Consider the following 12875-nt stretch of genomic DNA (forward strand, 5'->3'; position numbering starts at 1 on the left):
GCGGGCGTAGCTCAGGGGTAGAGCATAACCTTGCCAAGGTTAGGGTCGGGCGTTCGAATCGCCTCGCCCGCTCCATTTGGACCACTAAAAGGCCGCCGCCCTGGCGGCCTTTCGTGTTTTCGGATCCTGGTGTTTTTGTTCCTTGCCAGCTCCTGTCGCCGCAGGGGAAGACGCCGCGAGAGACTTGCGCGGAATCGCCTTTGCGGCTACCACTTCTGCGCAAGGAACAGAGCAAGAACGACAAACGGGGCTGACAGGCAGGATGCTGACATCGGTTGAACTATGCGCAGGTGCAGGCGGCCAGGCCCTTGGGCTGGAGCGTGCGGGCTTTGATCACACCGCGCTCGTCGAGATCGACAAACACTGCTGCGCCACCCTGCGCCACAACCGCCCCACATGGAACGTGCTGGAAGAGGACGTGCGCCGGTTCAAGGAAGAAGCCAGTGATTACAAGGGCATCGACCTGCTGGCCGGCGGCCTGCCCTGCCCGCCGTTTTCCGTCGCTGGCAAACAGCTGGGCGAGCAGGACGAGCGCAACCTCTTTGACGATGCCATCGATATCGTCGATGCCACCCGCCCCCGTGCGGTGATGATCGAAAACGTCCGCGGGTTTCTGGACGCGGTGTTTCATGACTACCGCGAAAAGCTCAAAGGCCAGCTGTCGAAACTGGGCTATGAAACTGATTGGCGGTTACTGAACGCCTCGGACTTTGGCGTGCCGCAGCTGCGCCCGCGCGTTGCCATCGTGGCCCTGCGCAAGGAATTCGCCGGGCAGTTCAACTGGCCCGATCCGCTGCCGCACAACCCGCCCACGGTTGGCGCCACCCTGCTGGACCTGATGCAGGAACGTGGCTGGCGCGGCGCCGAAGACTGGGCCGCCAAGGCCGATGAAATCGCCCCTACCATCGTTGGCGGCTCCAAGAAGCACGGCGGACCGGATCTGGGCCCCACCCGCGCACGCCGCGCCTGGGCCGCGCTTGGTGTCGAGGGGCGCACCATCGCCAATGAGGCGCCCGATCCCTTTCACAACGATATGCCCCGCCTGACCGTTCGGATGGTGGCGCGCATCCAGGGCTTTCCCGACGCCTGGCATTTCACCGGCGCCAAGACCAACGCCTACCGTCAGGTCGGCAATGCCTTCCCGCCGCCGGTGGCCGAAGCGGTGGCCCGCCAGTTGCGCGCCGCGATTGCCAAGCCGAATCTTCATGCCGTGCGGGCCTAAAGCCGCCTTGCCCAATCTGGGCCAAGAGCTGGGTCCGGCGGCCGGGCGGAGCCCAGGATGAAACAGACCCTTCCCGACAGCCTGATTTTGCCCGGACACCCGGATTATGACCTCCTGACCGAGATCGCAGGCGAGATCACCGCCCGCGCAGGTGGTGCGATGGAACTGGCGAGCCGGTTTCCAGCCATGCTGCGCACCTGCATCGACGATGTGATCATGACGCCGAAAACCGGGCGCCGCGCCTATGAGGAACTGGAAAAGACCGAAAAGACCTATATCGGCACCCGCGTCGAGATCGAGCTTCGCGCTCTCTTGCGGCTGCCCCGGGGCCGCCTGGATACCGAGGTTCTGGGCCGCGACATGGATATCAAGAACACCATGGGCAGCAATTGGATGATCCCGACCGAAGCGCTGGATCAGGTCTGCCTGCTGGTGGCCGCGGACGAGGCGCGCGCGCGCTGTTACCTTGGCCTGATCCTGGCGCGGCCCGACTACCTTACTGCCGGGCAGAACAAGGACGCCAAACGCTCTGTCTCGGCCATGGGGTTCGGCCATATCCTGTGGCTGCTGAGGGATCATCCCTACCCAGCGAATTTCTGGCGCAGCCTGCCCGAGGAGACCGTCACCCGGATCTTCTCCGGCGCCACCGGCAACGAACGCATGGCGCGGCTGTTCCGGCTTGTTCAGGGCCGCCCGGTCGACCGCGACGTGGTCGAGGCAGTGGCCCAGCAAAAGGACTTCATGCGCCGGATACGCTCGGACAAAGGACGCGGCACCCGCGACATTCTGGAGCGCGAGGGGATCCTGCTGTTGTCGGGACAATACGATGGCCAGCTGATCCGCGCGCTGGACCTGCCTGCCTGCCCCGCCAGCGCCTTTGTCTCTTGCCAGCCTGAAACAGAGCAGCATCGGCGCATGGCGCTGCAGGCCGGGTTCGATCTGCCCAGGGCGTAATTGCCTCTTTCCCATCCATCGGGCGGCTCTGCTTTTCTGTACCAGCGGGCATAATTTTCCTCTTGCACAGTCTCCGTGAAGCTCCTAAATACCCGCTCATCGAATGGTAGCGCGGGCGTAGCTCAGGGGTAGAGCATAACCTTGCCAAGGTTAGGGTCGGGCGTTCGAATCGCCTCGCCCGCTCCATTCGGATCAAAACAGCCGCCCTCCGGGGCGGCTTTTTGTTTTCCGCTTTCCCGCATTCGACCAGTCATAGAAATCCCCGCAGAGGCGGCATTTTTCCCTTGCAGCCCCCCGCATGATTTCCTAAACACCGCTCACCGAATGGCAGCGCGGGCGTAGCTCAGGGGTAGAGCATAACCTTGCCAAGGTTAGGGTCGGGCGTTCGAATCGCCTCGCCCGCTCCATTTGGACACAAGAGGCCGCCCTTCAGGGCGGTTTTTGTGTTTTTGGCCCCTTCCTCCCTCCTCCTATCTCATAGGCCAATCCCCCCGCTGCCACCTTTTGATCAAATTCCTTTTGACGCCACCTGTAAAACGCGCCAATGCTTGCCGCATCCCTGCCCCGTGCAGTCCGCCGTTCCAGCCCGCCCCGCGCGTTTTTCTTCAAAGGAGTTCAGTCATGGCACCTGTCATCTATCCCACCACCAACCTGACCGCGACCGAGCAGATGTGCATTGACCACGCCCAGGGGATTTATGTCTACGACACCGACGGCAAGGAATATATCGAAGGTCTGGCAGGTCTGTGGTGCACCTCGCTGGGCTATGGCAACACCGAGCTGATCGAGGCGATCACCGAGCAGCTGACCAAACTGTCCTTTTCCCACACCTTCGGCGGCAAGACCCACGCGCCGATCCAGGAACTGGCGGAAAAACTGAAGACCATGGTGCCAATCGAGGATGCCTATTTCTTCTTCGGCAACTCCGGATCGGATGCCAACGACACCCATTACAAGATGCTGCGTTACTACTTCAATGCCATTGGCAAACCGGAAAAACGCAAGATTATCACCCGCGAGCGTGGCTATCATGGTGTGACCGTCGCCGCCGGATCGCTGACCTCCCTGCCCGCAAACCTGGCGCATTTCGACGCGCCCGTTGAGGCTCTGCACATCCTGCGCTCGGACGCACCGCATTACTACACGGGCCGCAAGGGGAACGAGACCGAAGCACAATTTGTCGACCGTATCATCGACAATCTGGAGCAGCAGATCCTTGCCGAGGATCCCGACACCATCGCCGCCATGATCATGGAGCCGATCACCGGCGCCTCTGGCGTGATCGTGCCGCCCGAAGGCTATTACGAAAAACTGCAGGCGGTTCTGCGCAAATATGGCATCCTGGTCTGGGCGGATGAAGTCATCACCGGCTTTGGCCGCACCGGCGCCGATTTCGGCTGCACCACCATGGGCATCAAACCCGACCTGATGACCTTCGCCAAACAGCTCTCCTCGGCCTATTTCCCGATCTCCGCCTCCGTGATCCCCGGCTGGATGTACAAGGAAATGGTTGCGCCCTCGAACGAGGTCGGCGTCTTTGGCCACGGCTACACCTATTCCGGCCACCCTGCCGCCTGCGCCGCCGCCCTCAAAACGCTGGAAATCTATGAGCGTGACAACCTGTTTGATCATGCGGCCGAGGTCGGCGATTACATGCAGGCGCAGCTTCGCGAAATCTTCACTGATCACCCTCTGGTGGGCGAGGTCCGCGGCAAGGGGCTGATCGCGGCGCTGGAACTGGTGTCGAACAAGACCACGGGCGCAACCGTGCCCGGCGGCAAGGGCGGCGCCCTCGCGGTCAAGGCCTGCCAGGACGAAGGGCTGATCCTGCGCGCCGTTGCGGGCAACGCGCTCGCCTTCTGTCCGCCGCTGATCATCACCAAGGCGGAAGTGGACGAAATGCTGAAACGCGCCAAATCCGCGGTGGACAGCACCTATGAGGCGCTGAAGGCCGAAGGGCTGATCGACGGCTAAACCCACCCTCGCGCGCCCCGGACTGCCCAAAGACCGGGGCGCGATCTCGGCCCTGCCGACCTGCGTCTCTTCTGCTGTAATTTTCCCCTTACTCCCGGCGCCGCTTTGACCTGTAACTGAAACCGGTTTGGTATCAGTAAGTGCAGGAGAGATGCATATGGTTGAAGTGATGTATGAAGGGACAGAACGCTATGTGATGACCAAAGGCGGCATCGGCTGGTTCAGTTATCATTTCGACATGAAAGCCGAAGTCACGGACGCGTCCTCCACCGGATTTACCCTGGTGCGCGATACCGACCTTGGCATTCCCGGCTTTGACCCGATCCCGGACCCATCACCGGATGTCTACAACGGCACCGGCCTTCAATTCACCACTGTCACCCGCGACGGCCACAGTATCCTGACGCCGTTTTCCGGGCTGATCGCGGGCGTCACCGAAACCGGCACCAATTTCACCACAACGGTCACCAATCTCAACATTGATGCAGCAGATTTCTTCCGCGTGTCTGAAACAGACCGCAACCGGGACAATGTGAAACTGTTAAAGCAGGTCTTTTCCGGCGATGACTTCTTCGATCTGGGGTCCCGCGGAGACAAGGTCAAAGGCTACAATGGTAACGACGAAATGCTGGGCCGGGGCGGCGGTGACAAGCTTTGGGGCGGGCGCGGCAATGATACCCTCAAGGGCGGCGGCGGCCGTGACCTTTTACAGGGCGATCAGGGCGATGACATGCTGGTGGGGGGCCGCGGCGCCGACACCTTCAAATTCAAGGGGCGCAACATCGGCGATGATGCGATCGAGGACTGGCGCGATGGGACTGACCTCATCGCCATCAAACACCGCAGCGTTGATGATTTTTCTGATCTGACGCTGACCCAGAATGGCAACGATGCCGTGATTTCCTATCGCGCGGGCAGCATTACCCTGGCGGATACCAGTATTTCCGATCTGGACGGGTCGGATTTCCTGTTCTGATTTAAGTCTGCTTCAGGCGCATCGGCGCAGGAACGAAAAACGCCTGATCTCCGGCAGGGGATCAGGCGTTTTGCATCAGCAATGCGAACGGCTCAGAAAACCTTGTAGGTCATCGTCGTCAGCGAACGTTCGATATTCGGGATCACCAGCAGGTGGTCGTTGATGTATTTCCCGACATCCGCGTCCTTGGGGATGTAAAGCTTCATCAGCAGGTCGTATTCGCCGCTGGTGGAGTAGAGCTCGGAATGAATTTCGCGCAGGGCGATATCTTCGGCCACCTTGTAGGTGGTGCCGGGTTTGCAGCGGATCTGGATGAAAACGCAGGTCGACATGGGCGCCCCTTCATTGGGTTTTCTTGAGTAACGATTTGGCCGCTAAGCTGGCACGGCGCGCAGGCAGGCGCAATCCCACAGATGCAGCTGCAACAGGGTCTGAGTTTCGACTTACGCGCTCTTGAGTGAGACAGCCCCAGCACCCTATAAGCGCAGCACCAGCCCATGGGCGCCATATGGCCCAAGGGGCAGTTTGACGAAGGATGGCCCGCAGATGCGCAGCGCTCAGATCACCCGCTCCACCGCCGAGACCGAGATTTCGGTGGAGATCAACCTCGATGGTACCGGGGCATATGACAACCAGACCGGTGTCGGCTTTTTCGATCACATGCTGGACCAACTGGCGCGGCACTCGCTGATCGACATGACCATTCGTGCCAAGGGTGATTACCACATCGACGATCACCACACGGTCGAGGATACGGGTATTGCGCTGGGTCAGGCGTTGGTCGCCGCGCTTGGCGACAAGAAAGGCATCCGCCGCTATGGCGAATGCCACCTGCCTATGGACGATGCCCAGGTGCGCTGCGCGCTGGACCTGTCGGCGCGCCCCTTCCTGATCTGGAACGTAACTCTGCCGACGCCCAAGATCGGCACATTCGATACGGAACTGGTGCGTGAGTTTTTCCAGGCGCTCAGCACCCATGGCGGCATCACCCTGCATATCGACCAGATCCACGGGTTCAACAGCCACCACATCGCCGAAGCGGCGTTCAAGGCCGTGGCCCGCGCCCTGCGCGATGCGGTCGAAACCGACCCGCGCAAGGCAGACGCCATCCCGTCGACCAAGGGCGCGCTCTGACGTCTTTTCAGACCGCAATCAGACCGTGGCGCCCAGCGGCGCGCCACGGCCCCGGCGCAGGATCCATTCCGCGAGCAACAGATTGGGCACCCAGGCCAGCCAGCAGATGATCGGATAGCTGGCCTCAAACCCCACGGTCGCGACCCCGACGGGCAGGTAAACCCGTAGCGTCACAGCCGCCAACGTCAGTGCGGCAGAGCGGATCATCCAGACCCGGTGCTGCGCAATTCGGCGGTTCATCGCATGCCAGATCGCCGTGCCCGTCACCCACAGCCAGAGCAGCGACAACACCCCCAGGCCCGCCGCGGCGACCGGTCCCTCCTCGGTTGTATAGGCCAGCCAGATGCCGCTGATCCCGGCCAGCAGGATCGCGACGCCGTATAGACGCCCCAGCCAGCGGTGCAGCCCACGGCGCCGCTGCCAGACCCTCGTGGAAAACTGCACCGGCAGCAGTGCCAGCGAGATCGGCGCAAGGCCGATGTGCAGGTAGAGCATCAACGGCCGCTCCAACGCGTGATGCAGCATCGCGGGCATCACCAGCGCGATATCGGCAATCAGGAACCGGTAAGATCCCACCGCGATCAGCACCGCAGACACCCACATCGTCATGATAACCCATCTGGGATAGCCCATCGTCCGGGTTTCACTCGACATCTCATCCCTCCTTGCGCCCTTGGGCGACTCAAACTTTACACTGTCAAGTTAACATCTGGCAGGCAAACTTGACGCCGTCAAGATGAAGGGCGATACCTGCCGCATGACAAAAGAAGACGTGAAAAGCCGCCACCACCACGGCGACCTGAAGGCCGCTCTGATCAAGGCAGGCATCGATCTCCTGGAGGAAGGTGGCCTCAGCGCGCTGTCTTTGCGCAAATGCGCTGCACGCGCCGGGGTGTCGCACTCGGCGCCCGCGCATCATTTCGACGGGCTGGCGGGGTTGAAACAAGCCATCGCCGAGGAAGGCTTCCGTCTGTTCTCATCCTACCTGCAAAGCGCCTGCGACAGCGGCGCACAGGATCCCCACGGGCGGGTCCACTCGCTGTGCCGGGGCTATCTGCAATTTGGGCTGGATCATCCCGGCATCCTCGCGGTGATCTTTGGCGATCAGGGACTTGCGGGTCTGGTCCATGGCGGCGGCAAGGAAGAGGCCGACGCCTATCTGACCTTACGCGCGGTGGCCGCGCCCTTTGTGGCGCCCGGTCAAGACCGACTGGTGGTGGAAACCCAGATCTGGTCGCTGATCCACGGGTTTACCCTGCTCTACCTCGCCGGGGAGTTCGGCAACCCGCCCCCCCCCATCGACGACGGCCCTTTGACGCAGGTGATCGCCCTTCTGGACCGGCTGGAGCCTGTAGCGCCCTCTTGACCCCGGGACGGTTTCCGGCCACTTCAAAGACGCAAGACAGGAAGGACCAGGCCCCATGCTGACGGCGATCATCGATTACGAAAGCGGCAATCTCCACTCTGCCGAAAAAGCCTTTCAGCGCATGGCGCGCGAAATGGACGCGGGTGAGGTTGTGGTCACATCCGACGCCGATGTGGTGGCCCGCGCAGACCGTCTGGTGCTGCCCGGCGATGGTGCCTTTCCCGCCTGCGCCGCCGAGCTGCGCGGTCACAAGGGCATCTATGATGCCATGGTCCACGCGGTCGAGGACAAGGGACGTCCTTTCCTTGGAATCTGCGTCGGCATGCAGCTGATGGCCACCACCGGCCACGAATACGAAGACACCCCCGGTCTGGACTGGGTGGGCGGCGATGTGGTGAAGATCACCCCCGAGGATCCCGCCCTGAAGGTGCCACATATGGGCTGGAACGATCTGGTGATCGACCACGACCACCCGGTGTTTGCAGGTATTTCATCGGGCGATCACTGCTACTTCGTGCATTCCTACCATTTCCGCGTCGCGGACCCGGCCGAGCGGCTGGCGCATGTGGACTATGGCGGCGATGTTACCGCCGTCATCGGCAAGGGCACCATGCTGGGCATGCAGTTCCACCCGGAGAAAAGCCAACACGTCGGCCTGCGCATGATCGGCAATTTCCTGACCTGGGCGCCCTGACGCCGCCCCTGCTCCCGCTGCGGCTTAGGCTGCGCTTTTGCGTAAAGACACCGGAGCGCAGCCATAAGCCTTACGAAAGGCGCGGGTGAAGCCTTCGGGGGAATCATAGGCATAGCGGCGGGCCACCGCCTCGACCCGATCACCGCGCAGCATGTCCTGCCGCGCCAGTGTCAGCCGCCAGCGCCGCAGATAATGCATCGGGCTTTCCCCGACCTGCTGGGAAAACAACTCGGAAAACCGTGACAGGGACAGGCCCGCCTCGGTCGCTAGATCTTGCGTGGTCCAGACCCGGCCCGGATGGTCATGCATCGCCACGATGGCGCGGGCCAGCCGCGCATCAGAAAGCCCCGCCAACAGGCCCGGCTCCGCCGTGCCCACCTCGATTAGGTGCCGCAACAGCCGCACCATGGCCGCCTGCCCCAGGCTGGCCAGAATACTCTCGGCGCCGCAGCGGTGCACGGCCAGCTCCTGCTGCATCAGATCGAGCACCGCGCACAGCCCTGTCGCGTCAGCCAAAGCCACTTCGACCCGCACCGGCAATGCAGCCACCAGCGGATTATGCTCCCCGGCCCAGTCCACCCGCAGCGCAAGGCTGGGTCCGTCTTCTGCCTGCGGCACCGCCCCACCGGCAAAGAACACCAGCCGCGCCAAAGCCCCGTCCGGATCAGTATAGACACGCAGGTTTGCCGCCTCCGGCGTTGCCACCTCGACCGTCATGCGAAACCGGGCCATCAGGCTCGACAATCTGTCCATTATCTCTCTCCCGTGCAGAGTTCCGGTGTTTTTGTCAGATTTTTCGGATTTTTCAAGCACTGATCCGTTGCACAAGGCCACCACCATCACTCACGGCCGCTTATGCGGCAGCAACATTCATACTCGGAGACCTGCTATGCTGATCCCCCGCCAGAAAACCCCGAACCTGTCCCTGCCGCTGCTGGGCGGCGGCACCTTTGATCTGTCCAAGGCAGACAGCGAACGCGGCACCGTCATCTGTTTTTACCGGGGCCTGCACTGCCCGATCTGCGCCAACTACCTGAAAGAGCTGGAAAAGAAGACCGCCGATTTCGCTGAGCGCGGCGTTGCCACCATCGCCATCAGCGCCGACGGCGAAGAGCGCACCCAGGCGATGGCCGACAAGATCGAAGCCAAATCCCTGCGCTTTGCCTATGATCTGCCGCTGGACGTGGCAAAGGAATGGGGCCTCTACATCTCGACCTCGCGTGGCACCACCTCGATCGGTCTGGAAGAGCCCGCACTGTTCTCTGAACCCGGCCTGTTCATGGTGACCCCCGAGCAGACCCTCTACTACGGCTCGGTTCAGACCATGCCCTTCGTGCGTCCGCATTTCTCGGAACTGGTATCAGCCCTCGATTTCGCCATCGCCAACGACTATCCGGCGCGCGGCGAATACACCGGCGCCGTCTGATCGGCCTGCCTGATAGGCCTACCTGATAGACCGGTCTGACGGAGCAGTCGGACCGGTCCCAGAGATCAACGCGCCGCGGGTGAAGCTTCCAATCTGGCGCGTTGTTCCCGCCGGGCTGCCCTCCCGCAGTCCGGCACCGGCGTTTGCGCCAGGCGCCTCCCCTCACGCCCCGCCGCGTTTTCCACCCGCCCTTTCTTGACAATTTTTATCAGGCTGAGTAGCACAGCCCTGCCAGGTACCGGACTCTGTGGCCCAATGCCCAGTCACCATGCAGCAGCTCTGCCGCATCCCCGACCCAGCAAATCATTTGAATTTTGCAACGCGAACACGGTCACGCCCGGCCCCATCTGACGCTTGTCATGCGATCAGCGGAAGGTCGGCACAGGAGATGCCATGACGATCACCATCACAACCGGCAACCGCCAGGTTACCGACTTCACCGCCTATATCGAAGACTTCAGCGCCAATTTCGAATCCGCCGGGCGCGGTGTCTTCTCCAACGGCCTGGGCGGCGATTACGCCGGCGCCGAGGCACAGATCACCGACACCGCAACCCCGGATGCACAGGCCTATATCCTGCGCGACGACATTGTTTACAGCATGAGCACCCACACGCTCAGCGGGACGGTCAGCGGAATTGAACTGGGCTATGGCGCCACCGCAACCGACGCAGCGAACGGCACCCAGGACATCGCGCTGGAGCAGCTGGATTATTCCATCGAATTCGCCCCCGCTGTCGATGGCGCCGATGCTTCGGCGGCGCTGATCTACGGCATGCTGGACGCGGATTTCGATCCGCTGATCGATCAGCTGAAAGCGCAAGACATCCGCTTCTTCGGCTCCGCTGGTGATGACAGCTTTAGCGGTTACGGCAATGATGACCGTCTGAAAGGCGGCCTTGGCAATGACCGTCTGCAGGGCAATCGCGGCGAGGACGTTCTGATCGGCGCCAAGGGCCATGACACGCTGCTCGGCGGTGCGCAGGCCGACAAGCTGAAAGGCGGTCTTGGCCGTGACGTTCTGAAAGGCGGCAAAGGCGAGGATACTCTGCTGGGCGGCGCCCACGCGGACAAGCTGAAAGGCGGTGCGCATAACGACGTGCTGAACGGCGGCGGCGGCCGCGACAAGCTGATCGGTGGCAGCGGCGAGGATACCTTTATCTTCAAAGGCAACTTTGGCCGCGACGTGGTCCGGGACTTCACCATTGGTGAGGACGTGCTGGACCTCTCCGCCCTCACGGATGAGGCGACCAGCCTCGACGCCTTTGTCGATGCCGCGACCGACACGGGCAGCCGCGTGATCTACGACATGGGCGATGATGGGCAAAACGTCATCATCCTGAACGGCGTCAGCCTGGATGACCTCACGGCGGATGATTTCCTCTTCTGATCACTCCCACCTCTCCGCCAGCTCCCCATTACGGGGGCTGGCCCCAGCCGATGCCGCACAGCAATCAAACATACGGCAATTGTGACGGCACGGCGATGGACAGGGCGCCCGCTTCGCGGCATATGGAACCGGTGTGAAACCCGTTCAGGCCCCGCCCCTTTGCAGATCAGACTGGAAAAATTCGACCATATCGAAGGCCGCCACCGCTATTGCGTGCTGCGGCTAAGCCAGACCCTGTTTGGCGACTGGTGCGTCGAACAGGCCCTGGGTCCGATCGCCGCCCCCGGAGGTCAGGAACGGCGCGCCTATTTCAACCAGCACGCCGAGGCGATGCATCTGTTCGAAACGGTGCGGGACCGGCAGGTCCGCCGTGGTTTTGTGCCGATCCCGGTTCAGCTTGGGCTGCTATGATCCACGTCCCGGCGCGTCCATGCGGCGGGAGATCACTTCACCCGTTTCTCAGTTGACCCGGTTCCAGGTCTGTCCTCGGCAGATCAGCCCGCCTGCGACGCACCCCTTGACGGTCAGGCGGTTGCCGTCCAGCGACATCTTGGACTTGTAGGTCTTGTCCGCATCGGGCGCCCAGATCTTACCCCCCGAATAGCTGCCGCCACCATCGGCCTTCATATCCCAGATCAGCTTCTTGCCCAGATGCTCATAATCCGCCGACACGCCGCCATTTGCGTCATAGGCGGTGGCGATGGTGCCGCAAATGCTGGCTCCGCAGGGCGCAATATCCACGTGCAAATAACCGCCTTCATCGCCCTCCTCGGTCTTCCATTTGCCAGCAACCTGATCGGCCAGCGCGCCGGTGGCCAGCGACATCGCCAGCGCCAGACCCAATGTGACTGTCTTCATCTCAAAACCTCCCTGTTTGCCCCACCTTGGCGCGGCATGTGGTTTTCAGGCAAGCTTGACTTTGGGTCGCGTTGCAATCCCGGCGCCGACCGTGCCATAGAACCGGCAAAACCCTGCCGCCAGCCCGGCGGCGCCCATTGATGACAAAGGCCAGCGACATGATCCTTTATCCCGCCATTGACCTCAAGGACGGCCAGGCCGTGCGCCTTCTGCATGGCGACATGGACAAGACCACAGTGTTCAACGACAACCCCGCCGCCCAGGCGCTGGAGTTCGTCGAAAAGGGCTGCGAATGGCTGCACCTCGTCGATCTGAACGGTGCCTTTGCAGGTGAGCCGGTGAACGCCGCCCCGGTCGAGGAAATCCTCAAGCAATGCAAGGTGCCCGCACAGCTGGGCGGCGGCATCCGCGACATGAAGACCATCGAAAACTGGATCGACAAGGGGCTGGCCCGGGTGATCCTTGGCACTGTAGCGGTGGAAAACCCCGATCTGGTGCGCGACGCAGCGCGCGAATTCCCCGGCAAGGTCGCCGTCGGCATCGATGCCCGCAACGGCAAGGTCGCAACCAAAGGCTGGGCCGAGGAAACCGACGTGATGGTCACCGATCTTGCACGATCCTTCGAGGACGCAGGCGTTGCCGCCATCATCTACACCGACATCATGCGCGATGGCGCGATGAAGGGCCCCAACGTGCAGGCCACTGCCGATCTCGCCAATGCGGTCTCGATCCCGGTGATCGCCTCGGGTGGCGTCTCCTCGCTTGAGGACCTTCGAGCGCTGAAATCCTGCGGTGCACCGCTCAATGGCGCCATCTCGGGCCGCGCGCTTTATGACGGCGCCATCGACCTCGCTGAGGCGCTGGCCATCCTGAAAGGCTGAT

The 12875-nt window shown here is 62.2% G+C and carries 15 protein-coding genes and 3 tRNA genes; 14 read left to right on the top strand and 4 right to left on the bottom strand.

Going from position 1 to position 12875, the window contains the following annotated elements; genetic code table 11:
- From SM765_RS09975 to SM765_RS10005, 7 genes are all read left to right on the top strand, one after another.
- Positions 1-75, top strand: a tRNA-Gly gene (locus SM765_RS09975).
- A gap of 187 nt (positions 76-262) precedes the next feature.
- On the top strand, positions 263-1222 hold the full coding sequence (locus SM765_RS09980; RefSeq protein ID WP_065273031.1) for a DNA cytosine methyltransferase: 960 nt from the start codon (positions 263-265) through the stop codon (positions 1220-1222).
- A gap of 57 nt (positions 1223-1279) precedes the next feature.
- On the top strand, positions 1280-2176 hold the full coding sequence (locus SM765_RS09985; RefSeq protein WP_065273030.1) for a NaeI family type II restriction endonuclease: 897 nt from the start codon (positions 1280-1282) through the stop codon (positions 2174-2176).
- Positions 2177-2287: 111 nt separating this feature from the next.
- Positions 2288-2362, top strand: a tRNA-Gly gene (locus tag SM765_RS09990).
- A 146-nt stretch (positions 2363-2508) separates the two neighbouring features.
- Positions 2509-2583 (top strand) — tRNA-Gly (locus SM765_RS09995).
- Between the two features lie 214 nt (positions 2584-2797).
- Complete coding sequence (locus tag SM765_RS10000; RefSeq protein ID WP_274837707.1) at positions 2798-4150, top strand: aminotransferase; 1353 nt, start codon at positions 2798-2800, stop codon at positions 4148-4150.
- Positions 4151-4307: 157 nt separating this feature from the next.
- Positions 4308-5126, top strand: coding sequence for a calcium-binding protein (locus SM765_RS10005; RefSeq protein ID WP_274837708.1), 819 nt, complete (start codon positions 4308-4310; stop codon positions 5124-5126).
- Positions 5127-5218: 92 nt separating this feature from the next.
- On the opposite strand, the gene SM765_RS10010 is transcribed toward SM765_RS10005, so the two are convergent.
- Positions 5219-5458 carry an Lrp/AsnC family transcriptional regulator gene (locus SM765_RS10010; RefSeq protein ID WP_065273027.1) on the bottom strand — a complete coding sequence of 80 codons (240 nt, stop codon included), beginning with the start codon at positions 5456-5458 and terminating at the stop codon, positions 5219-5221.
- A gap of 214 nt (positions 5459-5672) precedes the next feature.
- Here SM765_RS10010 and hisB point away from each other — a divergent pair, with 214 nt between their 5' ends.
- Positions 5673-6260 carry an imidazoleglycerol-phosphate dehydratase HisB gene (gene hisB, locus SM765_RS10015; RefSeq protein ID WP_274830035.1) on the top strand — a complete coding sequence of 196 codons (588 nt, stop codon included), beginning with the start codon at positions 5673-5675 and terminating at the stop codon, positions 6258-6260.
- An 18-nt stretch (positions 6261-6278) separates the two neighbouring features.
- On the opposite strand, the gene SM765_RS10020 is transcribed toward hisB, so the two are convergent.
- Positions 6279-6914 (bottom strand): DUF2306 domain-containing protein, encoded by a 636-nt coding sequence (locus tag SM765_RS10020; protein WP_368981497.1) that lies wholly within the window; start codon positions 6912-6914, stop codon positions 6279-6281.
- Positions 6915-7017: 103 nt separating this feature from the next.
- On the opposite strand from SM765_RS10020, the gene SM765_RS10025 reads away from it, so the two are divergent.
- Together SM765_RS10025 and hisH are read left to right on the top strand one after the other, a co-directional pair.
- On the top strand, positions 7018-7626 hold the full coding sequence (locus tag SM765_RS10025; RefSeq protein WP_274837710.1) for a TetR/AcrR family transcriptional regulator: 609 nt from the start codon (positions 7018-7020) through the stop codon (positions 7624-7626).
- 55 nt (positions 7627-7681) lie between these two features.
- Positions 7682-8320, top strand: a complete 639-nt coding sequence (hisH, locus tag SM765_RS10030; protein ID WP_065273025.1) for an imidazole glycerol phosphate synthase subunit HisH — start codon at positions 7682-7684, stop codon at positions 8318-8320.
- 24 nt (positions 8321-8344) lie between these two features.
- On the opposite strand, the gene SM765_RS10035 is transcribed toward hisH, so the two are convergent.
- Entirely contained in the window at positions 8345-9073 is a 729-nt protein-coding gene (locus tag SM765_RS10035) for a helix-turn-helix transcriptional regulator (protein WP_065273784.1), read from the bottom strand.
- Between the two features lie 136 nt (positions 9074-9209).
- On the opposite strand from SM765_RS10035, the gene SM765_RS10040 reads away from it, so the two are divergent.
- The 3 genes from SM765_RS10040 to SM765_RS10050 all read left to right on the top strand — a co-directional run bounded on the left by SM765_RS10040 (position 9210) and on the right by SM765_RS10050 (position 11546).
- Positions 9210-9746, top strand: a complete 537-nt coding sequence (locus SM765_RS10040) for a peroxiredoxin-like family protein (protein WP_065273024.1) — start codon at positions 9210-9212, stop codon at positions 9744-9746.
- 393 nt (positions 9747-10139) lie between these two features.
- Positions 10140-11135 carry a calcium-binding protein gene (locus tag SM765_RS10045; RefSeq protein ID WP_274837711.1) on the top strand — a complete coding sequence of 332 codons (996 nt, stop codon included), beginning with the start codon at positions 10140-10142 and terminating at the stop codon, positions 11133-11135.
- A gap of 159 nt (positions 11136-11294) precedes the next feature.
- Complete coding sequence (locus SM765_RS10050) at positions 11295-11546, top strand: WGR domain-containing protein (protein WP_274830041.1); 252 nt, start codon at positions 11295-11297, stop codon at positions 11544-11546.
- 48 nt (positions 11547-11594) lie between these two features.
- On the opposite strand, the gene SM765_RS10055 is transcribed toward SM765_RS10050, so the two are convergent.
- Positions 11595-11993 (bottom strand): DUF2147 domain-containing protein, encoded by a 399-nt coding sequence (locus SM765_RS10055; protein ID WP_274830042.1) that lies wholly within the window; start codon positions 11991-11993, stop codon positions 11595-11597.
- A gap of 158 nt (positions 11994-12151) precedes the next feature.
- Between SM765_RS10055 and hisA the strand changes: the two genes are divergently transcribed.
- On the top strand, positions 12152-12874 hold the full coding sequence (hisA, locus tag SM765_RS10060; RefSeq protein WP_274833024.1) for a 1-(5-phosphoribosyl)-5-[(5-phosphoribosylamino)methylideneamino]imidazole-4-carboxamide isomerase: 723 nt from the start codon (positions 12152-12154) through the stop codon (positions 12872-12874).
- Position 12875: the final 1 nt, after the last annotated feature.

Source organism: Pseudophaeobacter sp. 1A09344 (assembly GCF_041008745.1).
GTDB lineage: Bacteria > Pseudomonadota > Alphaproteobacteria > Rhodobacterales > Rhodobacteraceae > Phycobacter > Phycobacter gallaeciensis_A.

What these genes read in the sequence shown, in the direction of transcription:
- SM765_RS09980 (WP_065273031.1), top strand. Translation starts at nt 263, where the DNA reads ATGCTGACATCGGTTGAACTATGCGCAGGTGCAGGCGGCCAGGCCCTT.
- SM765_RS09985 (WP_065273030.1), top strand. Translation starts at nt 1,280, where the DNA reads ATGAAACAGACCCTTCCCGACAGCCTGATTTTGCCCGGACACCCGGAT.
- SM765_RS10000 (WP_274837707.1), top strand. Translation starts at nt 2,798, where the DNA reads ATGGCACCTGTCATCTATCCCACCACCAACCTGACCGCGACCGAGCAG.
- SM765_RS10005 (WP_274837708.1), top strand. Translation starts at nt 4,308, where the DNA reads ATGGTTGAAGTGATGTATGAAGGGACAGAACGCTATGTGATGACCAAA.
- SM765_RS10010 (WP_065273027.1), bottom strand. Translation starts at nt 5,458, where the DNA reads ATGTCGACCTGCGTTTTCATCCAGATCCGCTGCAAACCCGGCACCACC.
- hisB (WP_274830035.1), top strand. Translation starts at nt 5,673, where the DNA reads ATGCGCAGCGCTCAGATCACCCGCTCCACCGCCGAGACCGAGATTTCG.
- SM765_RS10020 (WP_368981497.1), bottom strand. Translation starts at nt 6,914, where the DNA reads ATGTCGAGTGAAACCCGGACGATGGGCTATCCCAGATGGGTTATCATG.
- SM765_RS10025 (WP_274837710.1), top strand. Translation starts at nt 7,018, where the DNA reads ATGACAAAAGAAGACGTGAAAAGCCGCCACCACCACGGCGACCTGAAG.
- hisH (WP_065273025.1), top strand. Translation starts at nt 7,682, where the DNA reads ATGCTGACGGCGATCATCGATTACGAAAGCGGCAATCTCCACTCTGCC.
- SM765_RS10035 (WP_065273784.1), bottom strand. Translation starts at nt 9,073, where the DNA reads ATGGACAGATTGTCGAGCCTGATGGCCCGGTTTCGCATGACGGTCGAG.
- SM765_RS10040 (WP_065273024.1), top strand. Translation starts at nt 9,210, where the DNA reads ATGCTGATCCCCCGCCAGAAAACCCCGAACCTGTCCCTGCCGCTGCTG.
- SM765_RS10045 (WP_274837711.1), top strand. Translation starts at nt 10,140, where the DNA reads ATGACGATCACCATCACAACCGGCAACCGCCAGGTTACCGACTTCACC.
- SM765_RS10055 (WP_274830042.1), bottom strand. Translation starts at nt 11,993, where the DNA reads ATGAAGACAGTCACATTGGGTCTGGCGCTGGCGATGTCGCTGGCCACC.
- hisA (WP_274833024.1), top strand. Translation starts at nt 12,152, where the DNA reads ATGATCCTTTATCCCGCCATTGACCTCAAGGACGGCCAGGCCGTGCGC.